The organism is Asaia sp. A2, assembly GCF_057319415.1.
Genome location: NZ_JBXWTO010000026.1, coordinates 1 through 23,177, shown reverse-complemented (window position 1 = coordinate 23,177; position 23,177 = coordinate 1). Strand labels below are relative to the sequence as shown.

Below are 23,177 nucleotides of genomic sequence, written 5' to 3'. Positions count from 1 at the left end.
AGCGGCATGAGCGGCATGAGCGGCATGAGCGGCATGAGCGGCATGAGCGGCATGAGCGGCATGAGCGGCATGAGCGGCATGAGCGGCATGAGCGGCATGAGCGGCATGAGCGGCATGAGCGGCATGAAACCGCAAGACAAACCAGCGTCAAGCGCGCATCCGACCCCGGCGCAACCCATCCAGATTGATGACCCCGGCCCGCCGCCACGCAATGTGGAAAACCAGAATGTCGCCATGAATCCTGTCAATCGCCTTTCCGAACCGGGCGATGGACTGGAGCATAACGGGCGTGTGGTCCTTAGCTACGCGATGCTCCGTGCCCTGCGCCCTGCCCCGGACCAACGCCCCCCAAGCCGGGAGATCGTGCTGCACCTGACAGGGAATATGACGCGCTATATCTGGGGTTTTGATGCAAAAAAATTCTCTGAAGCGCCGCCAATCATTCTGGGTCTGGGAGAACGTGTGCGGATCACACTCATCAACGATACGATGATGGAGCATCCGATCCATCTGCATGGGTTCTGGAGCGAGCTGGAAAACGGTCAGGGGGCGCTCAGACCCAACAAGCATACCATTCTCTCCCAGCCCGGCTCGAAGCTCAGCTATCTTGTGACGGCAGATACGCCGGGCATGTGGGCGCTGCATTGTCACCTGATCTATCACATGCATCTCGGCATGTTCCGCACGGTGGTGGTGTCATGAATATGTGCCGACACACCATCAACTTTCTGACTGGCCTTGCCGGTACCCTTCTGCTCACGTGCGGCAGCCATGCGGCGCCTGCGTCGCAGGCAAAGACGAGTGCAGCGATGCCCAGCTATATCGACGGGGTCATGCCTGTCATGGATCAGGGAATATGGGTCCATGGCCTGCTTGACGAGTTTGAAGGGCGCCTTGCCGGACAGAATTCAAGCTTCCGGTGGGATGGCGAAGCCTGGATTGGCGGCGATTATAATCGCCTCTGGCTACGCTCCGAGGGCACCGTGTCGAAAGGCCGCATGGGAGATGGCGATCAGGAGGTTCTCTATAGCCGCGCCGTATCCTCTTATTTCGACGTGCAGGGCGGTGTTCGCGTCGATCTGGATAGTGGTCCCACACGCACCTGGGCGGCGCTCGGTATACAGGGGCTGTCGCTTTATCAGTTTGAACTGCAGGCTACGGGCTATGTCAGCGATCAGGGGCGCTTTGCTGCTCGGTTTGAGGGCTCGTACGACATTCTTTTGACGAACCGGCTGATTCTGCAGCCACAGATCGAGCTGAATCTCTATTCAAAGGCTGATCGCGCCCGGGGTAACGGTGCCGGAATTTCCGATATCGACACGGGGTTGAGGCTCCGATACGAGATATGGCGCAAATTCGCGCCCTACATCGCCATGACCTATGACGGTTATTTCCAGCAGGCGCGGCGTTTTGCCAGGGAGCGAAACGATAGTGGCGGCAACCTGCGCCTGACGATTGGTATCCGCAGCTGGTTTTGATCATGCGAAGAATGACTGCCTACAAGGCATAGGAAAACGTTCATCCCGGCGGATCACTCCCGAACCGCCGGCACATGACCGCTGCCGACAGTCAACGCAATCTCGGAACTTATATCTGCCGCACTATACCATCCACGACGATATTTTGATGATCCGCACCCGATACAAAGGTGTTGCCTCAAAAACACAGGCCATGAGCCCACAACGTGGGAAACAGATTGCAGCCGTCAATCTCCTTGTCATGATATGAAATATTGATAGGGAGGGCGCGACGACGCACGGAACTGGCGATATCTCAGCTTTGCGTCGCGTGAGGTTGTTACCTGTCAGTATGGAGAGATCGCGCGATCATGCCTGTTAAGAATGCCGCAGGGCGTCTGGCACTTTGGGCTGCCGGGACGATACTTGGGAGCTGCCTTCTCGTCGCACCGGCCTCTGCCCAGAGTCAGAGCCAGCAAGCGAGCCCCAGTGACCAGACCGCAGCCACGCTTGATCCTATGCTCAAGGAAACGGCAACCCAGAATCATGCAGGCAAGGGCGCGGATAACCCGCCCAATCTCTATGGCAGCCCCTATGATCGCACACAGCCCTCTCTGGGCACCGTGCGCCACCCCTTCGTGCCGGTACCGGGTAACGAGGCCCTTTTTCCGGCGAGTTTTTCAGACTGGCTTAAGCAGCCCACAATGACGGGTGACTGGGGCGGCCTGCGTACCCGCTTGCAGAACATGGGCATCACGCCGCAGGGCCACTACCTGCAGGACAGCGCAGGTAATCCTACCGGCGGGCGCGCCCAGACCGTGCGCTATGCTCATGAAGTGGCGATCGGGGCCGATGTCAATTTTGCCCAGCTCACCGGGCATAATTACGGTATGTTCCATGTGCTGCTCACCGAACGCGCCGGCCTCGGCATTGGCCAGCAGCTTCCCGCGCTGAATAGCCCGCAGGAAATTTTCGGTTCGGGCGAGACCATTCGTTTCACACGGCTCTCATGGGAAATGCAGTGGAACCGCTACGCCGATACCGAAATCGGCTGGATCAACACCGAAAATGATTTCGGTCAGTCCACCATGCATTGGGGCATGAATCTTTATTGCCAGTTCGAATCGAACGCGATCTGCGGTATGCCACAGGCGCTCGCCAGCAACTCCGGCTATGGCTACTATCCAACCGCCCATCCCGGCGCGTTCGTGAAGCTTTTCCCCTTCGGTGATCAGCGCATGCTCGTGTCGGCTGGCATCTATAACGCCGATCCGACCATTTCAAACACAGGCTATGCCTGGAAAATGTGGCTGCATGGTTCGACCGGCGCCTACCTGCCCTTCCAGCTTGGCTGGCATTTCGGCGGCACCGACACCAAGGGTCGCCTGCCGACAAACGTCAAGATTGGCGGTTACTGGGATACGTCAGAGGTCAAGAACGTCTACGCCCAGCTGGCAGGCTTTGAGCTGCCGACAAGCGTGCTCGGCAATCTGCCCATCGACAAGGTGCGTGGCCGTTACGGCGGATGGTTCATGGCCGACCAGATGCTGCAGCGCGACAGGAGCGATTCATCGCGCTCGACCGTGGCGTTCCTGTCCTTCACCTGGGGTGACCCGCGCACGGCAATCGCCCCGTATTTCATCACCTGGGGTGTCGTGCGCAAAGGGACGTTCTGGAACCGGCCGAACGATACGATCAGCATTGGTGGCAAGTTCAACTTCGTGAACCCCAAGCTGGGCGCCTATGTTGGAGCCCTCCAGGCGGTACAGACGCAGGATACAGGGTTGCTCAAGCCGAGCGGTGAACATTCTGGCGAAATCAACTATGGCTGGCGTCCGGCTCCGTGGCTCACCATCCGCCCCGGCCTGCAGTATATTTGGCATCCGGGCGGCACCAACCGGTACAAAAACGCCTTGCTGATCGACCTTGAAACAGGCGTCAGCTTCTGACACAGCGCCCCGTGGCCCTGCCCTCTCACGGGCGGGGGCCATTGCAGGATACAGCGTACTGCAACCGACCTGAAGTGCACAGCACCCGATGGTGGCCGATTGGCCCTTTTTTCGGTCGCAAGTAAGGCGAGACCATTTATCCCGCGACGAATGCCGTCGCTGTCTCATCTATCGCTAACGCGCAAATCACAAACGTGAGGCTCGGCGTGGTTCGCCCCTCTGCTTGGCCTCATCTGCTTCGATCTCCATCGGTCCAGACAGTCCCCCCGAGCGGAGCGTCGATCATTCGCACGGATCGGCGCTGGCTGATCCCCCATCAACCGGACCGATCACGCCACTGGAAAGCGGTATCACGGCCCAGTGCGGACACACCGCGTGACGGGTTCCGGGTCAGGCCACGCGTCATCCCAGAGCCCCATGAGGCATTCATAAAACTATCATTTTATAAATGTATCTTCCTGTTTCCGGCGCCGATAGAACGAGCCGTCATCACGATCTATCGAGGTCAAACAATGCAGCTTTCCCGAATTCTCGGCGCCCTGTCGCTCTCTCTGGCCCTGTCATGCGGCGTATCGCACGCCGCAACCATCACCGGTGCCGGATCGAGCTTCGCGGCTCCGATCTATGGCGCTTGGGGTGAGACTGCACAAAAGGCGATCGGCACCTCTGTCAACTACCAGAGCGTTGGTTCGGGTGCAGGTCAGAACCAGGCGATTGCGCGTACGGTCGATTTCGGCGCTTCTGACAAGCCAATGGACGCGGCGAAGCTGGACAGCAACAAGCTTTATCAATTCCCGACGGCCATGGGCGGGATTGTCGTTATCGTGAACGTACCGGGTATTGCCCCCGGCGCGCTGAAGCTCGATGGCCCTGCCATTGCCGGACTCTATGATGGCACGATCTCGACCTGGAATGACCCGCGCATTGCGGCACTCAACCCGGGCCTCAAGCTGCCGGACACGGATGTGGCCCCGATCCACCGTGCGGATGCGTCGGGCACCAGCTTCGTGTTCACTTCTTACCTCGCCAAGGTTTCCAGTGCCTGGAAGCAGAAATTCGGCGCTGGTACGTCAATCGCCTGGGCAGGCGGTGCGGGTGCGCGCGGCAATGACGGTGTTGCCGCTGGCGTGAAGGAATCAGAAGGCGGTATCGGCTACGTGGAATACGCCTATGCCAGCCGCAACCATCTGAACATGGCGCAGCTTCGCGATCATGATGGCGCGTTCATCAAGCCGGACTCCGCTGCTTTCGCTGCCGCTGCTGCCCATGCCGATTGGGCCCATGCAGACCGTTATGCCGTGGATCTGCTTGATACAGCTGGTGCAAACGCCTGGCCTATCATGAGTGCCACCTTCGTGCTGGTTCCGACTGACCCGAAGGATGCAGCGCAGGGCAAGGCCGTGAAAGACTTCTTCAGCTATGCGCTCAAGAACGGCAATCCTGATGCTGTGAAGCTGGATTATGTTCCGCTGCCCCAATCCGTAAAGGACGCGGTCCTGCAGGGCTGGCCGAAGAACTGAGGTCGCCCTGTTCCCGGCTGCGCCTTATTGCAGCCGGACCTATACCGAAGCCCGCCCGGCACGCCTGACGTGACCGTGGCGGGCTTTTTTTGTTCCAGGGACCATATTACGACTCGCTCGTATACGACATCGAGGCGTCTGGAAGCCTCATGCATCCCCTGCTTCTGCGCCTTGAGCGTCTTTGACTGCGTCTGCACGCGCAATGCAGCGTGTCACAGCTTTCTGTTAGCAACTCACCTGTGAGGCAGCCGCTCGGGCTCGGAGAGAACTCCCAAAGCGGCCACCACTCCCCGGCGCAAGACAATTCCCCCATGGAGAAAGCCCTCTTTGGTGCCGTTTTTGCCCTGGTGGCTTCGGATCACTTCCGTGTTGCAAATGCACACATTGTAGTTGCCATTCTATTTCTTTGCGTTTATTCGTTTTGATCTATATCAATAAGATAAAATTGTGATTATTTTATCTGTAGTAAAATATTGACGACAATTTCCAATACGCCCACTTTTCCTTTGTCGAGCGGATCAGCTTTCTGACAAGAGCACAAAGGGCCAGCTAAATGCTGGTTCGCCGGCCCAGAATAACGGAGAGTCAAAATGACAAGATGGTGGGGCCCCGCGCATTTACATTATGCGATGACCGATTTGCAGTCTCTCACGCTGAGCTTCGCAGCAACTGTCGTGGTCGTCGGGTTGGCAGTGTTCACCGTGCGCACGGTCAGAAAACATCGTCTGCGCGTCGCCACGACGCGTGTCAAAACGCTCTGACGGCCTGACGGGGCCTATCCTTCAAATGAGCGGGCGCAGTCCGCGTTGATAGGCCCCCAGCCCCAGCAGCAAAAGCAGGATCGCGGCGACAGGCAGCGCGATGATGCTGCTGTGGGTCAGCAATGCACCTCCCAATAACCCACCGGCTGATACGGCGAAGTTCCAGGCCGTTGTCGCCATGGCCTGAGCGGTATCCATAAAGCTTCCTGCGACGCTCGTCATGGCACTTTGCGTGAGGGCTGCAAACCCGCCAGTGGTAATACCCCACAGAACAACACCAAGGCAGACCGGAAGCTTGTGCGTCAGACCAAGTGACATGAGCAGACAGGCCGCCATAAATACGAGAATACTGGCCATCGTCAGCCGCGAGAGATGATGATCGATCAGGATGCCGGTGACAAAGAGACCGGCAACCGAGCCTCCGCCAAAGACCAGCAGGAGGAGATCCACGCGCGCTCCAAGTCCGGAGGGGACAAGCAGGGGCTCGATGAAAACGTAGAGCAGGCTATGGGCCGCAACAAAGCTGAAAATCAGTGTCAGATTGGCAAGCACACCAGGCTGGCGCAGGCTGCCGGAAAGGCTGAAATGGCTCCCGGCCTGACTGCCCGGTGCATCTGGCAGAAAGAAGAGCGACCAGATCACGAGCAGGCCCGAAAACCCGCCAAGACATAAAAAGGCGCCGCGCCAGCCCAGCCATTGGCCAATTGCCGCGCTCAACGGTGCCCCAAGCACGAGTGCGAGCGTGACGCCCGAACCCGCCAGCGCAATTGCCCTGCCCCGTTGTGCCGGTGGTGAAAGCCGCGTTGCGTAACCCGCGAACATGGCCCAGATCAGCCCGCCACAGCATCCGGCGAAAAAACGTATGGTCAGGGCAAGCGCCAGATTGGTAATCATGCCGTTTGCTGCATTGATCAGCGTGAAGCCAACCAGACCCAGCAGGAGCAGGCGCTTGCGTGGCATCTTGTAGGTCAGCGCCGTTGAAGGAAGAGCAGCGCATAGGGCACCCAACGCAAAGGCCGTGATAAACTGCCCACTTGCCGCCTGGGTGATCTGGAGGCCATCTGCAAGCAGCGATAGCAATCCGGCAGGCATGATCTCGGTGAGCAAGGTCACGAAGGCAGCCAGAGCCAGAATGATCATGGCATGACGGGGAAGCCTGTCCGGAGCTTCACATTTTGCCGTAGCCTGATCCGTCACCCCAACCATCACAAAGCGCTCCCGTTTCCGCCAGCCGCTCCAAGCGGTCCCCTGAACATTGACCAGTGGGCTAGGCGATAAGCGCGGGTGGCAGATTAGGCAAGACAGCATGTGGGTTGTTTGTCATGGCCCCTTAGGGCGACACATCCTGCTGGCCCGGCACGGGCGAGGCGACGCCGTCTGAATGAACGCGTCGCCTTGTCGTCGTCAGAACGCGGCTGTCAGGCTGAGATTGAACGACCGGCCAAGTCCGGCGAGGGGCGACAGGATATTCGTCTGACGGTAATCACCCAGTGAGAGCCCCCCTAGCGGCAGATAGTATTTCTGGTTCAGCACATTCTCGATGCTCGCATCCAGCGTGAGCTTGCGCCAGCGATAGCTCCCGCCCAGGCCCAACAGCGCATAACCCGGTGTGCGCGGCTCGTTACGCAGCCAGTCCACCGTCGCTTTCTTCTTCACCAGCGTGACATCCACACGTCCGGTCCAGTTCTGATAGGTCTCGCGAAGGCCGATCGTGCCATTGGCAGGCATCTGATGATACAAGCCGGAATGGGTGACCATGTCCTGCCCGCGCACCCAGTTGAAACTTGTCACGATCCTGCCCTGCCCGAAGCGCTCGTCGTTCCACAGGCGATAACGGGCTGAGCCATTGAGGCCGTAACTCTGCGCATTATGATTGACGAATTGCAGCTTCGACAGCCCATTGCTGAATGATGCCAGACGGACGACGTTAATGTAGCCCTCTGTGTAAGTATAGAATGGCTGGAGCCGAAATTCCCAGCCCTCGCCTTTCGGGTCGTGCCATGTCAGCGTCATGCTGGCCGTATTCGCAATTTCGGGGCGCAGGTTGAGATTGCCCACATAGCCATTGCCATCGCCAAACCAGCCGATCATGCGCGTGGCCATGGTGCCCATACCCCAGGCATAGCGCTCGTACAGGTTGGGCGACCGTGTCTTGCGGGCGTAACCGCCCTCAAGCATCAGGTCGTCCCGAATATGCCAGCGACCGATGGCCGTCACGTCGAAATTGGTGTCTGTCCGCCCCCGCGAGGCAGCGTTGAACTTACGTGCCGCCATGATATCGGCCATCTGCATCATGCCGGTCCAGGAATACGGGGCTACCTTGCCCGTATTCATCATGATCAGATCGCTGCGCAGCCCGAGCTGGGTCGAGAAGCGTCGTGTCCACTGGGCATTCCACTCGATATAGTGACCCAGGCGATCGCGATGCCCGTTATTGATGTTGTGAAACGTTCCCGGGCCCATCATCATGCTGCCCACGAGCGGCGGCCACCAGTCATTCAGTCCGTTATGGTCATAGCTACTGCCGAGCTTGATATTGTGACGCGTACTGAGCGGCACGGTGAGGTCAATTGCATAACCCGCCGTCCGGGCATCCGTGTTCATCGGCATACCCCTGGTCGCGCTATGACCACCCTTGTCATTCATCATGTTCATGACGTGATCGACGCGCTGCCAGAACCCGCGTACGTCAAGGGTCGCCCATCGATACTCGCCACGATATTTGCCGTTCACAAATGTCGAGCGGTTATTGGTCATGTCCATATACTGGTTGGGGAAACCCTCATACGGAATATCCTGCTGCCCAAAGGTCAGGGCGAGCAGGTGATTATCCTTCTTGAGGCCAGCCGTTACGGCATGATTGAAGGAGAGATAGCTGCTGGAGCGAACCTGCTTGCCATCACCCCCCGTATGGTAATTGCTCGCATGGCTATAGGAGCCGGTATAACGCAGGCTGAGCAGATCATTGGCGACTGTCACCGTGCCTGAAGCCCCCGAGCCGCCGCCATTGCTGCGATAATCGCCCCGCACATGGCCCGTCACAAGGATCTTGCCGGGAGCAGCAAAAAGCGGGTCCTTGCGCTCAACCTTTACCGTGCCGCCGGTGCTGTCGCCCCCGAGGCTGACCGGGGTGACACCAGCAATGGCCTCGGCAGAGGAAACACTGTCGGGGTCGATATACGACATCGCAGGGTTCATGTGATTGGGACAGGCCGAGGCAATACGCATGCCATCCACAATGGTCGCGACGCGGTCATCGGCCATACCGTTGAGGACGGGCAAGGATGAGACCCCACCCGCAGCATATTGCGTGTAGCCCAGCGAGCCTTTGAGTAGCGAAGCTGTATCGGGTGAATGAATGGCGGTACGCCGTATCCCCTGCACACGGAGATATTCGACCGGCGTGTCATCGCCATCTGACTGGTTCGCGAGCCTGTTCGACGCTTTTTGTTTGATGGAGGAGGGCCTTGTCTGACGTTGCGATGTTTCGAGTGCGCTCGCAGCGACTTCGGTCCCGCCGCGGGGCGAGGTGGTGGCTGGAGGCGTGGTCGCCGCGTGGGCGTTGGTCGCAACAATAAGGGCGAGCAATGAGGTACACCCGAACGCGAGATAGGCGCAACGGCGCGTTCTGCCATAAGGGGGCAGTGTCATGGAATTGATCCTGATCAGTCTTGATACGAAATTCCGCCGTCCAGCTCGTTCCCCAAGGAAACGTCCACCGGAGTACGGAAAGCGATGTCAGATCAGGATGACTGGCGGTGCCTGGGATGGCGGCAGGACCCAACGTAATCCGGGCGGCGCGCGGCAAGGGGGAAGCGAAACGATGTGGTTAAGCCGGATCGAGCGGCAAAACGCCGCCAGCAGAGCGACCCCGAGAATGAACACAGCCAACTGAAGAAGCGGACAAAGCGCACAGGCTGTATCGTGGTGATGATGCCCTGCCTTTGGCATGTGATGCGATGCGGGCATCGCCATGGACGTGGAATCACACATGCCCATGGGGTCGGCCATATCCATGGCGGACGCGATATCGACCCCGATCAGTCGCTCTATTTCGGCTCTGGGGGTCTCATCCGGCTCGGCCAGCCCCAGCAGCCCAAGCGAGGCAAGGAACCCGAAGAGAACGACAAGGCAAAGAGGCAGGCGCATGAACGATGCGCCTGTTCTGATCCCTCGTGAATGTCGCCCAGCCGGTGAAATGGCCCCGCCCCTGTATGTGCCCGCCCTGTAATCCGAAGCGGCTACCTATCGGGTGAAATACAGCGACGCCCTTTCAACGTCCAGCATTATAAAAAAGGACTATAGTGCTCCAAAATATAGGAAGCTTGTGCGAGAAGCAGACCCCTGCAATCGTTACGCTCAAATAATACACCTCAAGACCAGACGCTATATCTGATCAACTCTCGAATAAAGTCTGGCCGACAAACTCTCGATCCCTTCTACCGGGGCAGGCAAATAGCCCGCCCCCGATATGGGTCGTGTACTGGTTCATCATATCGAATTTGGACATTTTTTCGAAAATCCTGACGAAACCTGTCCGGGGGTCCTGCTGCCAGCTCAGGAACAACAGGCCCGCATCCATCTCCATACCCTGACGCCACGGCGGCCAGCGCTCGGCGGTGTAGCTCAAGCCGTTGTCATAAGAATAGGCCCGACGAAGAATTTGCGCGCCGCCATTCTCCTCTGGCGCTGCAAGACGGGCATGGGAGTTCTGGACCGTGACAGGGTTGCCGTCATGATCCTTCTGCGTCAGGGTCAGTGGCTCGAATTCACCGTGTCCGCCAATAGGTGCCCCGCTGAGCTTCTGACGCCCCATCGTTTCTTCCTGGAACGCAACAGGTGTACGGTCCCAGTGCTCCAATGCGATACGAATGATACGCGCAACGAGATAGCTCCCCCCCTGCATCCATTGGAGATCGCTGGCAGCAGCCCATATATACCGATCCGCACTCTTCGGGTTTTGAGCATCGGGATTGATGGTCCCGTCCTTGAAGCCCATCAGATTGCGCGGTGTCTTGCCCTTGCCGAAATTGGGCAGGAAGCCTGCCTGCGCCCAGCGCGGCGTGGCGATATCATAGGCCAGACGGGTCAGGATGCGCGAGGCATGCAGTGTCGTCTGGGGGTCATCTGCGCAGCACTGCACGCACAGATCGCCACCGGTGCGGGCTGGTACCAGCTGATCGCCTGTGAATCGCGGCAGATCGGCCAGCGCCGCAGGGCGATGCGAGGCCAGACCGAAACGGTCCTTCCCCTCCCTGATAAACAGGGTTGGGCCAAAGCCGATGGTGATCGTCAAGTCGCGTTGACCAAGGCCATCTGTCTCGTCTGAATCGACAAGACCCGGCATATCCTTGCCTGCCATCAGTCTGTCTGCGGCCTCACTCCACGCGCGTAGCATCTTCACGAGGGCTTCGCGCTTGTCTGTCGTCACATCGAACGTGATGACATAGGCATGAGGCTGCTGGGGCGTGATGATGCCGGGCTGGTGGGACACGGCGATCGCACCATGCGATCGATCCGGTTCCTGATCTGCATGAACTGCCTTTGCCCCTGCGACGGCAGGAGACAGGCCGCCCAGGGCCACAGACCCCGCGAGGAAACGACGGCGGCGCAATGCGGGCCAGAACTTTGCGTCGGTCATGGCTGGCTCACATTCAACGTGTTCATGTCGTCCTCAACGTAATAGAAGCTCTTTCCATCGGGGGTCATGGCAAGTCCAAACAGATCCCCATTGCCTGGGGGCTGCTGGGCCTGATCGGCATCCACCCACTGGGCGTAGATCTGCTTTTTCGTAGCGGGGTCGATCTCGACCACCTGCCCGTTTCGACCATTGGCAACCAGCAGATGATGGCCGGGCACCCAGATCATGGCCAAAGGCCAGTTCAGCAATCCGCCCTTGGTGATGACCCGCCCCACCGCATCATTGACGCGTGTCACCGGTTCCTCGCGTGTCAGGGCATTATCAATGGCCGTTACCTCGTTGTCGTAGCCATCAGTGACGTAGAGTGTGCCATCGTCATCCAGCGCGAGCCCGGTCGGGCCAAACAGGAAGTTGTCGCGATCGGCACGGGCAGAAAAACCGCTGGCCACAACGGTCTGCTTGTCGAGCACCGGTGGCCCACCTGCCGGGATACTGAGCTCCAGGCGCAGCACCGTCGCTTTCTGCAGGATCGGTGGGTAATTGGTTTTGGGATCCACGACATTAGGGCCAGGCAGATCGAACCCGGTCATGGAAATGAAGAGTGTCGCCTTGTCGCCATGATCGACACTGGCAATATCCCCCCAGGGTGCGTTGATCAGCGGTCCCTTCCAGGTCGTGACGAACTTGCCATTGGCATCGAGCACAATCAGGCATCCATCACCCTTGGTGGTGGTCGTGCCATCCTTGCTGGGGGCACTGCCGACGATAATCCAGCCCGATTTGAGAATGGTCAGCGCCGTTGTAAGGCCCACACCGCCGGGGCAGGCAGCGAGATTACTCGGCAGATTGGCAAATAGTCGTGCATTGCCGGTGATGGGAGAGTAGGCGACAATTGTGGTGCCTGTTCCCTGCAGATTGCTGATGTTGTTGAAATTGGTGACGAGCACCTCGTTCTTTTTCAGCACGCCCATATCCTGTGGCACAACCACAACAGCGTAGGGGTTGAGGTCGCCATTCCCGGGGCTGGTCGAAGCCAGCGTCGTATGGCGGTGCAGGGTTTCCAGAAAGCCCTTCTGCTCGGCGCGGGCATGGTGGGGCGCCGAGGCAAGAGCCAGAAGAGCAAGAGCAGTGCAGGACAAACGGGGCGACATGGTGTTCCTCAAAGCGCAATATTGGTGCGAAAGCCGAACACGAGTTCGTCTTTAAGCCGTCGATCCGGATGGGACGGATTGGGAATGCCGCCACCAGGATTGAAGATGTATTGAAAATCGGGCTGCCACTGCATCCAGCCGGTAAACTGGTACTGGTAGGTCACCTCGACATAGGTTTCCCCGCCCTGGGTGGGTGAATAGGCCCCTGAATAGCGCCTCACCGCCCGGTCATAATTGGCCAGCGCCCCGCTCACATGGGTGTAGCCCATGCCAATACCGAAGGTATCGTCTGTACGGTACGGGAGCGGGTCATTGAATGTCAGGCCGAAATTCAGGCTGAAATCGATCGGCACACGGTCCGATTGCGGGGCCCCCATCGCGCGTCCGAAAAGGCTGATGGTTCTGTTGGGATCGGTATGACTGCGCCAGATCATCTGATCCATCACAGCGTAGAAGCTGAATGCCCCGCGATGGGTGAGCGCCGCACCGTTGCTGTTCGGTGAGGCCAGCGGTATCCCGGTGTTGTCCCAGTACTGGTCGGCAAATGGCTCGGAATCATACCACCCGCCTATGCGATAGACGTGAGAGAGGGGCTGAACCTCGTCGGGTGACACCATGGCCCCCAAAGCGGGATACACATATTGCAGTTCGGCAATTGCCATCACACCGCGGTTCAGCGGAAAGCTTGTACCGGAAGGATTGGTCATCTGAGGGTCGCCATCGCGGCTGCGGGTCGGGCTGCCGCTATACACACCGCCAAGGAGGTAAAGTGGTGTCGCAAGCCAGTATTTGCCTCGCACACCCAACGCCGAAAGCGGATAGGCGGGGCCACCACCAGGCAGATCGGCCGAAGGGAGCATGGGCCAGCCGAACATCGTGTTGGCAAACACGAGCGCGTTGGCACTCACCATATATTCCTGGTCGAGGCTCTGCTGGCCTATCTTGATGTCGAGCTTCTGCTGGTCGAGAAACTTCTGGTCATACCAGAGCTCCCACAGACGCGTGGCCCGATCGGCCTCGATCCCGCTGACCGTTTGCAGGGCCATAAGGTTATCGGCGCTGTAATTGCGGCCATGGATCTGCTCCATGCTTACATTGAACGTGCCGCCATACCAGCCCAAGGCGCGCTGCGTATCGACCTGCAGCACGGCCACTGTGAGCCCGTTATAACCCGCCCCACGATGACTGCCGCCCGTAGGGTTTCCGAAAACTTCCGATGTCTCCTGGATGGCGAGAACAGCACCGTATTTGCCGAGTTCAGGGCGCAGACCCCACATATTGCCAAGCAGATTGGAACTCCGCCGCCAGTTGGAAAGGAAACCGAACACCCCTGCCGAGGCCTCATCACCAGCCTCGGCAGCATTGCCAAGGTTCACAGGCGGCGGGACGGCGCGGGCGACCGTGGGGGTTAAAGCGGATACGAAGCCAATACCTGCCCCTAATACCCTGCCTCGCCCTGCTTTCGGCAGACGAACCCGTGCGGCTTTGAATTTCAGCATGCTATCTTTCTTCTCATGATTGTGAGAATCATTCGCATATAGATAGCAGCAATGTTTTGACATGTGTCGTTAATAAAAATTTATGCCTGATTTGTGAAGATTGACTATTTATAACGAGTAATAAAATCCTGATTATATATGGAAGTTTCCACATATATTCAAATACAATTTCAAAACTGTCTTTTATATCTAATGTAAATAACTCATCGTCTTCTTCTGCACGCCTCTTCGAGAGGCGTGCCAAGCAGGATCCACGTTTTGTTATAATATATCATTTTACACAAAACGACGGATTTCTTAACCAAGTGATCGCACCTGGTTTTCACGATCTTCCTTGCTGACATTTGCGTCTGCACGGCTCCACCCGGAACAATCGCTTGTCCAAACAATCCCGTCTCCTCGCCTCTTCCCTGCTATGGTCTGTCGTTTCGATGTCCGATCCAGCATTCGCTGACACAACGAGAGATGAGTCGGTCCGCGGCCAAGACGAGCAGCCGAACGTAGGACGTGAGACGCCCGAAAAACCAAGAGTGGGCAACAACGGCCCCCATACGCAAGTCGCAGGTCAACGCCACGAAACGGTCACCGTACGTCGTCATCGCAGCAATCCCGACGGCACCAGAGGAACGACCGCGGGGGGTGGCATGATGCCCAGCCAGACAGCCCCCCACTCCCGCAGCGGATTGACGCGTGATTTCATCGCCCGTCAGTCCGCGACACTCTCTCCTGTCGCCATGATCGCCAGCCTTCCGGGTGTGGTATATTCAGGCAATGACCCTCTTGGCATGAATGACGAGCAGCAGGGACTATCAGTGCGCGGTCTCGATCAGACTGAAATTGGTTATCTTTTTGAAAATGTACCTGCCGCGCCGCCGTTATTCCTGGTTCCTTACACTTCGGCCACGGCTGATAATGAAAACATCTCATCCATCACGCTCACCCAGGGGGCGGCTGGCACAGACGCGCCGCTTTATAACGCGGTGGGAGGTGAGATTGCCGTGAAGATGCGCAAGCCTTCAGAAGAGGCGGGAGGCTTTGCAAGCGGCTCCTGGGGCTCTTTCAACCTCAATCGTGAATTCCTGCGCCTGGATAGCGGCCGGATCGGCCATACAGGCATCAAGGGTTTTGCCTCGTTTTCATACAGAGGCGCCGATCAGTGGCGGGGCGCGGGAGCCGGCCGCCGCTATCACACCGATATGCGCCTGCTGAAAGAATGGGGGGCGCGAAACAGCGCCTCACTGATCTTTTCCTTCAATCGCGACCGGGGTTTCTACCTGCGACCACCCACCCTCGCCCAGTGGGATCAATACGGCACCGACTTCAACTATACCGGCAGCTACAAGACAGGCGACAGCAACTATTATCGCTTTCAGGAGAATGCCCGGGCCCAGAGCTTTGTTTCTGCCCCCCTGTCTCTCCACCCCAATCGCCATGTCACGCTCGATATCACGCCTTATTTTATCTATGTCTCGGGGTATGACAGTTACGGGACCAGTCTGAACCGTCTTGGCAGCTATCAGGGCAACCGGCCTGCCGGGCCGCTTCAGGTCTCACCGTCACTGGGGGCCGTCATCCCGGCTGTGGCGACAGACACTTACAGGCAGTCCCATCCGGGAATGAACACGGCCCTCCACATCGACACAGGGGCCAACCGCGTAAGCCTTGGCTACTGGTATTCCTACTACGATTTTTCCAGTCTCTCGCGTTACGTCCTGCCTGATGCGCAGGGTGGCGTGCCGAGCCAGACAGGCCGCTATCCCATCCTTGCCGCCGATGGTTCGCCCCTCTCGTCCTATGATGCGCGGCTGATGCAGCAGGTCAACGCGCTCTCGCTGACCGACAGGCTCTCGCTGCTCGATCACAGATTGACGCTCTCTGCTGGCCTTCGCGTGATCATGGTGACGCGCAACGTGACCAATCTTCTGCCCGGGGCGCGCTATCGTAGCGGGGCAAGTTATGTCTCCCCCCTGCCCCAGATTACAGCCTCCTGGCGCCTGAGCGATCATGACCAGCTTTATGTCAATGGAACCACGGGGTTTCGGGCACCCTCAGGCATTTCAAGCTATCAGGATCGCTTCAGCCTCTCCACAGGACAGCAGACACGTGTGGCTGCCTCGGATATCCGGCCGGAATATTCGATTGGTGAGGAAATCGGCTATCGACATACCGGGCTGGTCAATGTCTCGGTTGCGCTCTTCAATTACAACTTCACCAACCGGCAGGTTACGACCACGACCGTTCTAAACGGTGTCATGACCACTGAATCGATCAATGCCGGTGGCCAGACCGCGCGTGGCGCACAGTTTGAACTCGCTATGAAGCCCTATCACCATTTCAGCCCTTATCTGTCGGGACAATATATCCACGCGACCGTCGATAATAATCTGCGCTCGGGCAGTGACTACCTGCCCACCAAAGGCAAGGCACCTGTACGAACCCCAACTTTCTCTGGCGGGCTTGGACTATCCTATGATGACGGGCAGATTTTTGGCCTGTTTAACGGCAGCTATGTCGGGTCCACCTATTCGACCTTCATGAACGACGAGAAGATACCGGCTTTCGCGACTGCCAATCTGTCTCTCGGTTACAGGTTCAGGCAGTTCAATGCCCTCCGCACGCCACAGATCCAGCTCAATCTTATCAATCTCGGGCGATCAGGTTATCTTTCAGGGGTTAATGGCGTCTCGCTCAACAGACGTGCCACACGCGGCGTCTATGGCACCATGATTGCTGGCAAGGCGCCAACCTATTTCGTGGGCGGCGGCTTTGCTGGCGTAGTGGCGCTTTCATCGGGCTTCTAGAGCTGCGACCAGGCCACGTATTCCCGATGAATTTTATTGCATAAACGCATCAAAACACCCTTCCGCTCTTTTAAAAAAACATTTATCGTTTCGATGGATCAACGGAAATGGGTCGAACCGGAAAGCCCTCTGCCGCGACATATGCGGCAGGATGCCCGCCAGGCTCATTCCCTGCCCTATCCACTTGCCCATCACATCACCTGACAAAGCCGGGGACATACAGGCGCGCCTGCTCGATTTCTTACGTCTGTATTGTTTCGATATCGGAACGGAAAACTGTGTTTTTACGGATCGGAAGGACTTCGATGAAGAAAAGACTCGCCCTGCTGACCGTCTCTCTGGGAGCCATTACGGCTGTCACGTCAGCCCAGCAGGCTCATGCACAAGCCACTCACCCGACACAAGGTCGGGACAAGGCTGCAAAGGCAGCCCACAAGACCAATACCACCCCCCACACAGCGCCTGCACGTCGTGCCCGGCCTGTCTCGGGAGAAGAATCCGTCATCGTGACCGGGACCCATGCGGTCAACCGCAAGGCCCGCGACAGCACGAGCCCCATCACCGTCATCAGCGGGGCCGAACTTGCGCGTTCAGGTCAGCTGAACCTGACCGATGCCATCACGCGGGTCTATCCGGCCATCAATATTCAGGCACGCGGGAGCGATACAGCCGCGCTTACAGGCTCGATTCGTATGCGCGGCCTCAATCCGAACCAGGTTCTGGTGCTCGTCGATGGCAAGAGGCGGCACGTCACGGGCAATGTCGTCCAGAATCCCGGTCCCCAGTTCGGCTCGACACCTGTCGATCTCAACATGATCCCGGCCAATGCCATCGATCATATCGAGGTGCTACAGGATGGTGCCGCAGCGCAATACGGATCGGACGCCATCGCGGGTGTCGTGAATATCATCACCAAAAAGCAGGATCATGGCCTGCATATGGCCGCGCAGACCGGGGCCAACGCCTATGCCGGCAGCGGGTGGAACTACCAGCTCAATGCCGATGGCGGGACCAAACTCGGCCGCGACGGCTATCTGCATCTCAGCGGGCAGATCTATCACACGGATCATTTCTACACGAATACGATTGACCATCGCCTGCTGCCCTATGCGCCAGCGGGGGCCAATACGAGCGGCTATTACGGTATTCTTCCCAATGCCATCAAGGTGCCGACAAACTCGAACAAGATCCTGAGCACCCCCGAGGAAACACGCGAAAATCTGGGGATCGACTTCGGCAAGCCGATCACAGCCGACATCGATTTTTACGGCCTCATTACCTATGGGCATCGTCACGCTGAATCCATCCAGAATTACCGCGTGTCCAATATCGCTCCCACCCTCTACCCCACAGGATTTTCGCCGATCGAGGTCATTGAGGAAAACGATTATCAGGCCAATCTGGGGATCAGAGGCAGTCATTTCTTCGGATTCGACTGGGATCTGAGCACCGAATATGGCGCCGATGAGGACGACATCAACACCAAGAACACTGCCAATACCGGTATGCTGGGGTCATCATGCCAGACTACCAACAAGGCCAAGGCCTATTATTCGTCGCAGGGCTGCGGGTACTCGCCAACCAGTGCGCGGGCCGAAACCTATCGCAATGCGATGTGGACCAATAATCTCGACTTCCGGCGCAGCTTCCGCATCGCCAATGCCGTGCCCATGACGCTCGCCTTCGGCGGTCAGCACAGGCTTGAGATGTATGACATCGTGGCGGGTGAACCCCCGTCCTACGAAGCAGGCGGCACGCAGGGCTATGCCGGTGCCGCGCCACAGAATGCGGGAAGCTGGAGCCGCGATATCTGGGCCGCCTATCTGGATGATGACTTTCATCCCCTGCCCAAGCTGGACATCGATCTGGCCGGACGCTTCGAACATTATACCGATGCGGGCAACACCGAAAACGGCAAGATCTCGGCGCGCTATGATTTCACCAAACGTATCGCCGTGCGTGCCACTATCAGTAACGGATTTCGTGCCCCAACCCTTGCCGAACAGCATTACTCTGCCCTGAGCGTGGGGCCGACCTCGGCGTCCGGCCTGCTTCCGGTCTCGTCGGACGCCGCAAGGACGCTGGGTGCCAGCGCTCTCAAGCCTGAAAGATCGACCAATGCCAGTGGTGGTATCGTGCTTGAGCCTCTCGATAATTTCCATGTCGAGGCGGATGTCTATCAGATCAACCTGCGTGATCGTATTGTGCAGGGCGGTACCGTTGTCGGGGCACAGGCCATCGCCGCCATCGAACAGCTGGGCTACACCCTGCCCGGTGGCGCGACCCTGACGAACCCGACCGGGTTTTCGGCCTATTACTTCTCGAATGGGGCAAGCACACGCACTCAGGGTATCGACATCAAGGCAGATTACCGCCTGAGGATGCATCGCTACGGTAATCTGCTGCTGTCGATGGGCCTCAATATCAACCGGACCACCCTGACCCATAACGGTCTTTCGGCCACCGGCACGCCTTTGCTCAATGCCCAGACCACGGCTTATCTCACCAGCGAGTCACCCCGCAGCAAGATCGTGCTGAACGCCTATTACACGCTGGGCAACTGGGACGTGAACCTGCGGCAGTCGCGCTATGGTCAGACGGTCGGGATGCTCACCTATCAGGACTGGACACCGGCCAGCGCCATTTGTCCGATCAATGGCAAGGCGTTGCGCGGTTCGAATGTGTGCTTTGCCCAGTTCAAGAACACGCCGCGCTGGTTGACCGATCTCGAGATCGGCTACCGTTTCAATCAGCACTGGCATGTCGCTGTCGGGGCCAACAATATTTTCAACATACGTCCCCGCAAGGTGCCTGCCCAACTCGCCTCTTACGGCGTGCTCGTTTACGACAGCGCCTCGGCACAGGTGCCTATCAATGGTGGCTACTATTTCGGGCGCATCAACGCAGATTTCTGACCCGCCTGCGGCTCGGTCAATCGGCTGAAGCATAAAAAAAGCCGGGCAGTAACGCCCGGCTTTTTCCGTTGAAAACCCTCGTGAAGCCGCCCCCTTACTGGAAGGGCAGATAACGCAGCGAGAGGAACACCATATTGTCGTTCGTGTGCGGCGTTCCACCCACCCCGCTGAAGGAGGTGACATAGGTGTAGGAGTACTGGGCACCAACACGTAGCGTACCGTAATCGCCATGCAGATAGGTCCACCAGAAACCGGCCGTACCCTGTACCACGCGGTTGATGCTGGTCTGGCAGGCGCTCGACGCTGCGCCCTCGATATCACATCCACCTACGTTGTAGAGCGGGTTGCCATAACCGTAATGCTTGCCGCCCACATTGAAATACGAACGCGAACGCAGCATTTCCATGCCGCCATAGGCATAGAGCTGCAACGCCTTGGTGGCATTGCCGTAAAGGCCGACCAGCACGTTGGCCGCCGGCATGGGCTTGACCTGGCCCTTGGAGTCAATGGTCACGTCAGGAATATTGGATGTGCCGTAACGCCCGATCCCGGTGCCAATCAGGCCAGATGCCTGGAAGAACACCTTGTGCGACTTCTCGACTGGCAGGATGAGGCCACCGCCGCCGCCGCCAGCCAGCTTTGTGCTGCTCTGGCCCGTACCGGTGTAAGAGACACGGCTATGAGCGAAGCGCAGTAGCCCGGTCAACTCGTAATGGCCCCAACCCGGGTCAGCCGCGAGCTTGCCGATAATGTCTGGCGCCACATCCGTCGAATAGTTGGTCGACGGATTGTTCACGTTCACACCAGCATTCTGATAGGTGCCCGAAGTCGCACCGGCGGGAAGATACTGACCGCCTGAGCCAACCGCGATGACCTGCTGCGGGTTCTCGACCGAGATGCCCATATTGTAGCGGCCGTGATCAAAGCCCTTGACCAGTCGGATCTGGGTATTACGCGTCCAGTTGAAGCCCGGGATGTACTGGGCATCGATCGACAGCGGCACCTGCTCGTCACGGGCGCGCATGCCGTGGTTGAACATGGTGAGAAGCGACCAGTTCTGACCGCCCAGCAGCGTCAGTTCGTCGGCGTCATCGATCAGCTGACCGTAGAAGACGCGCTCACGAAGAACATAGGAGTTGGACTGACGCGAGTTGGACGATGAGCCAGCGCCCTGGAAATCGGTTTCGATATAGGCCTGTGCGCGGAGGTTGCGGGTGATGTCACCTTCAACCAGTGCGGCAAGGCGGCTCTGGCGCGCCGATTCATGGAACTCGTTGATGTGGTAGTTCGGGTTGTTCGCGAAAGGAATGGACCCGAAATTCGACGAGATGTCAGATACGTTGTTGCGCGACCTGAACATGGTCGCGGCCTCGACATAACCACCCAGAGTAATACGTACGCCACCGATCTGGATCTGACCACGATGAAGCGGCCCATAGAGATCGGTCACGCGGCCGGTCGGCGTGCCGGTCAGCTGACCATACGGGGTTGCGGCATTGACAGGAGGCAGGAGAACATTGCTGTTCGGCCCTGGAGCCGATGCCGTGGAGAAACCACCCGTCGCAGCCTGGCCCGAGCCGTGCGCGGGCATGCCACGATATCCGTTACGTGCACCGTAGGGATCGTTTTCCTCTGATTGTCTCTGTTGTGCCAGCTGGTCATGAATGCGCTTCATCTCGCGATTATGCTCGCGCTTCATGTCGGCCAGCTGGGACTGCATGGCCTTGATCTGCTTCTCCATCAGGGTCATCTGATCGAGACTGGCTGCGCGTACCGGCGTCGCAATAGCCAGAGAGGCCAGAGATACCGACGCCAGCAGCAGGCGACAGGCACGGGGGAGAGAGGTCATATCAGGTTCATCTTCCGATGCTGCGGTGGGTGTGAGCCTCCCTTAATCGGTGCTCCCGCGCATGACCTGCGAAGCTTTGATGACTCCCATATGACAGTTAGATGACAGTAGATCTAGTGCATTGTTTTCAAACGATAATGCGATTTTCTACCGTGACGTTGCGTGGCGGGTTCCTGACAAAGTATGAAAAATTGTGGTTTCCGGGACACAGATCCCGATCCTTGGCGCGCGCCGAAAGCCTCAGGAAAAGGCCTATCTACATCGGTGGGCCGATCACCTGGTCCGTAACGGCGCCGGCGCCATCCCGCGCGTTGTCAAGGCGAGCCACTGACTGATAAGGATGAACGACACCCTATCCCGCCCCGCCCCACAGCGTGACGCATCATGCGTATGACCGGCGACAGAGCGACTGGCGCAGCATGATGAACTACGCCAGCGCTCGGCTATTTTTCAGAGAATGGTATAGCCGCCGTCGATCAGGATATCGGCACCGTTGATCATCGCCGCACCGGAGGAGGCTAGGAACACTGCGGCGGCGGCTATTTCTTCCGGGATTGCAAAACGCCCGGCTGGAATACGCTTGATGGCGGCTTCACCCTTTTCACCCGCCCAGGCCTTCTTGCCGAGCTCGGTCAGGACCACGGTCGGGGAAAGCGTATTAACCGTAATGCCATATTTGCCCCATTCCGCTGCGAAGGTTTTGGACATGCCGATCACACCGAATTTCGAGGCACAATAAGCGACGTGCTCTTCGATTGCGACTGTGCCGGCCTGCGAAGCGAGATTAATGATACGCCCGCCATTCCGTGCCTTGATCATAGCCTGACCGACAGTCTGGGTAACCAGAAAGCTCCCCTTCAGGTTGATGGCAATCGTCTTGTCCCAATAGTCGAGCGGAAGCGTCTCGGCAGGTGCAAGGAACACGACACCCGCGCAATTGACCAGAATATCGAGCTGGCCAAATGTCGCCTGCACGTCGGCGACAGCCTTGGTCACAGATTCCGGGCTGGATACGTCGCAGGAGAAGGGTACAGCGCCATCACCCAGCTCGGCAGCTTTAGCGGCTGCGTTGTCCAGATTGACATCAACCAGTGCAACCTTGGCACCCTTGCGGATAAACGCGGTCGCAATGGCCGCACCGATGCCTGATGCACCACCCGTAACCAGCGCTACCTTCCCCTTAAGCGAAAAGTCCAGATCGACGTCGGCCGCTGAAAAATCCATCTTCATGATCACGCTCCATGTGATTTATCACACAGAATATAGAGCGTTTGATCGGGTCGCGTAAGCAGACTGAAACAGGTATCACAGTAAATTTAGACCATCGCCTCCCCAAAGGCCAGACCGCGCAATGTATCGACATAATAACGATATATATTATTACAGCAAAAATGTATTCTCTTCATGATATCGAAAACTCCATATGGTTCTCAACGGCCTTTGCGGAGACCTGGTGCTAACTACCACCTCTCATGACCGCCGTGCGCCTAATGGTGGCAACAGGCGCTAGAGCGTTTTCGTTGCTGATTGAATCATTTGGGATTCCCAATCTGTGTGTGATCTGATTCAAGATGACGGCCGGGATGGAGGCCGGCGCTGGATGTCGTCACGCACCCTGTCTCTGGATCTACGTG

Annotated in this window: 15 protein-coding genes; 7 read left to right on the top strand and 8 right to left on the bottom strand. The window is 58.0% G+C overall.

Features of this window, described 5'->3' with window-relative positions:
* The 5 genes from ACWNRM_RS14515 to ACWNRM_RS14495 form a co-directional block, all read left to right on the top strand.
* Window positions 1–702, top strand: a 702-nt coding sequence (locus tag ACWNRM_RS14515; RefSeq protein WP_485172247.1) for a multicopper oxidase domain-containing protein, incomplete at its 5' end; no start/stop codon positions are given.
* A complete protein-coding gene (locus ACWNRM_RS14510; protein WP_485171049.1) occupies window positions 699–1,478 on the top strand; it encodes a copper resistance protein B in 780 nt (259 codons plus the stop codon). The genes ACWNRM_RS14515 and ACWNRM_RS14510, both read left to right, overlap by 4 nt.
* A 350-nt stretch (window positions 1,479–1,828) precedes the next feature.
* Entirely contained in the window at window positions 1,829–3,406 is a 1,578-nt protein-coding gene (locus ACWNRM_RS14505) for a carbohydrate porin (protein ID WP_485171050.1), read from the top strand.
* A 512-nt stretch (window positions 3,407–3,918) separates the two neighbouring features.
* Window positions 3,919–4,926: a phosphate ABC transporter substrate-binding protein PstS gene (pstS, locus tag ACWNRM_RS14500; protein WP_485171051.1), complete on the top strand. Its 1,008-nt coding sequence runs from the start codon at window positions 3,919–3,921 to the stop codon at window positions 4,924–4,926.
* 590 nt (window positions 4,927–5,516) lie between these two features.
* Entirely contained in the window at window positions 5,517–5,687 is a 171-nt protein-coding gene (locus ACWNRM_RS14495; protein ID WP_485171052.1) for a hypothetical protein, read from the top strand.
* A 21-nt stretch (window positions 5,688–5,708) separates the two neighbouring features.
* Here the strand turns inward: ACWNRM_RS14495 and ACWNRM_RS14490 are convergent, their stop codons facing one another.
* The 6 genes from ACWNRM_RS14490 to ACWNRM_RS14465 form a co-directional block, all read right to left on the bottom strand.
* On the bottom strand, window positions 5,709–6,893 hold the full coding sequence (locus ACWNRM_RS14490) for an MFS transporter (RefSeq protein WP_485171053.1): 1,185 nt from the start codon (window positions 6,891–6,893) through the stop codon (window positions 5,709–5,711).
* A gap of 198 nt (window positions 6,894–7,091) precedes the next feature.
* Entirely contained in the window at window positions 7,092–9,338 is a 2,247-nt protein-coding gene (locus ACWNRM_RS14485; protein WP_485171054.1) for a TonB-dependent receptor, read from the bottom strand.
* Between the two features lie 87 nt (window positions 9,339–9,425).
* The gene (locus ACWNRM_RS14480) at window positions 9,426–9,836 is read right to left on the bottom strand and encodes a DUF2946 family protein (protein ID WP_485171055.1); all 411 of its coding nucleotides are present in this window, start codon (window positions 9,834–9,836) and stop codon (window positions 9,426–9,428) included.
* Between the two features lie 247 nt (window positions 9,837–10,083).
* Window positions 10,084–11,328 carry a Dyp-type peroxidase gene (locus ACWNRM_RS14475; protein WP_485171056.1) on the bottom strand — a complete coding sequence of 415 codons (1,245 nt, stop codon included), beginning with the start codon at window positions 11,326–11,328 and terminating at the stop codon, window positions 10,084–10,086.
* Window positions 11,325–12,479 (bottom strand): NHL repeat-containing protein, encoded by a 1,155-nt coding sequence (locus ACWNRM_RS14470; protein WP_485171057.1) that lies wholly within the window; start codon window positions 12,477–12,479, stop codon window positions 11,325–11,327. The genes ACWNRM_RS14475 and ACWNRM_RS14470 overlap by 4 nt, the downstream gene beginning before the upstream one ends.
* Before the next feature lie 8 nt (window positions 12,480–12,487).
* On the bottom strand, window positions 12,488–13,978 hold the full coding sequence (locus ACWNRM_RS14465; protein WP_485171058.1) for a carbohydrate porin: 1,491 nt from the start codon (window positions 13,976–13,978) through the stop codon (window positions 12,488–12,490).
* Between the two features lie 530 nt (window positions 13,979–14,508).
* On the opposite strand from ACWNRM_RS14465, the gene ACWNRM_RS14460 reads away from it, so the two are divergent.
* Entirely contained in the window at window positions 14,509–16,779 is a 2,271-nt protein-coding gene (locus tag ACWNRM_RS14460) for a TonB-dependent receptor (RefSeq protein WP_485171059.1), read from the top strand.
* 305 nt (window positions 16,780–17,084) lie between these two features.
* Window positions 17,085–19,694 (top strand): TonB-dependent receptor plug domain-containing protein, encoded by a 2,610-nt coding sequence (locus tag ACWNRM_RS14455; protein WP_485171060.1) that lies wholly within the window; start codon window positions 17,085–17,087, stop codon window positions 19,692–19,694.
* A 94-nt stretch (window positions 19,695–19,788) separates the two neighbouring features.
* Here ACWNRM_RS14455 and ACWNRM_RS14450 read toward each other — a convergent pair whose 3' ends face one another.
* Entirely contained in the window at window positions 19,789–21,543 is a 1,755-nt protein-coding gene (locus tag ACWNRM_RS14450) for a hypothetical protein (protein WP_485171061.1), read from the bottom strand.
* Between the two features lie 450 nt (window positions 21,544–21,993).
* Entirely contained in the window at window positions 21,994–22,773 is a 780-nt protein-coding gene (locus ACWNRM_RS14445; protein ID WP_485171062.1) for an SDR family oxidoreductase, read from the bottom strand.
* Window positions 22,774–23,177 lie beyond the last annotated feature (404 nt).

Excerpts from the sequence above, each read along its gene's own strand:
- ACWNRM_RS14510 (WP_485171049.1), top strand. The coding sequence starts at position 699 with ATGAATATGTGCCGACACACCATCAACTTTCTGACTGGCCTTGCCGGT.
- ACWNRM_RS14505 (WP_485171050.1), top strand. The coding sequence starts at position 1,829 with ATGCCTGTTAAGAATGCCGCAGGGCGTCTGGCACTTTGGGCTGCCGGG.
- pstS (WP_485171051.1), top strand. The coding sequence starts at position 3,919 with ATGCAGCTTTCCCGAATTCTCGGCGCCCTGTCGCTCTCTCTGGCCCTG.
- ACWNRM_RS14495 (WP_485171052.1), top strand. The coding sequence starts at position 5,517 with ATGACAAGATGGTGGGGCCCCGCGCATTTACATTATGCGATGACCGAT.
- ACWNRM_RS14490 (WP_485171053.1), bottom strand. The coding sequence starts at position 6,893 with ATGGTTGGGGTGACGGATCAGGCTACGGCAAAATGTGAAGCTCCGGAC.
- ACWNRM_RS14485 (WP_485171054.1), bottom strand. The coding sequence starts at position 9,338 with ATGACACTGCCCCCTTATGGCAGAACGCGCCGTTGCGCCTATCTCGCG.
- ACWNRM_RS14480 (WP_485171055.1), bottom strand. The coding sequence starts at position 9,836 with ATGCGCCTGCCTCTTTGCCTTGTCGTTCTCTTCGGGTTCCTTGCCTCG.
- ACWNRM_RS14475 (WP_485171056.1), bottom strand. The coding sequence starts at position 11,328 with ATGACCGACGCAAAGTTCTGGCCCGCATTGCGCCGCCGTCGTTTCCTC.
- ACWNRM_RS14470 (WP_485171057.1), bottom strand. The coding sequence starts at position 12,479 with ATGTCGCCCCGTTTGTCCTGCACTGCTCTTGCTCTTCTGGCTCTTGCC.
- ACWNRM_RS14465 (WP_485171058.1), bottom strand. The coding sequence starts at position 13,978 with ATGCTGAAATTCAAAGCCGCACGGGTTCGTCTGCCGAAAGCAGGGCGA.
- ACWNRM_RS14455 (WP_485171060.1), top strand. The coding sequence starts at position 17,085 with ATGAAGAAAAGACTCGCCCTGCTGACCGTCTCTCTGGGAGCCATTACG.
- ACWNRM_RS14450 (WP_485171061.1), bottom strand. The coding sequence starts at position 21,543 with ATGACCTCTCTCCCCCGTGCCTGTCGCCTGCTGCTGGCGTCGGTATCT.
- ACWNRM_RS14445 (WP_485171062.1), bottom strand. The coding sequence starts at position 22,773 with ATGAAGATGGATTTTTCAGCGGCCGACGTCGATCTGGACTTTTCGCTT.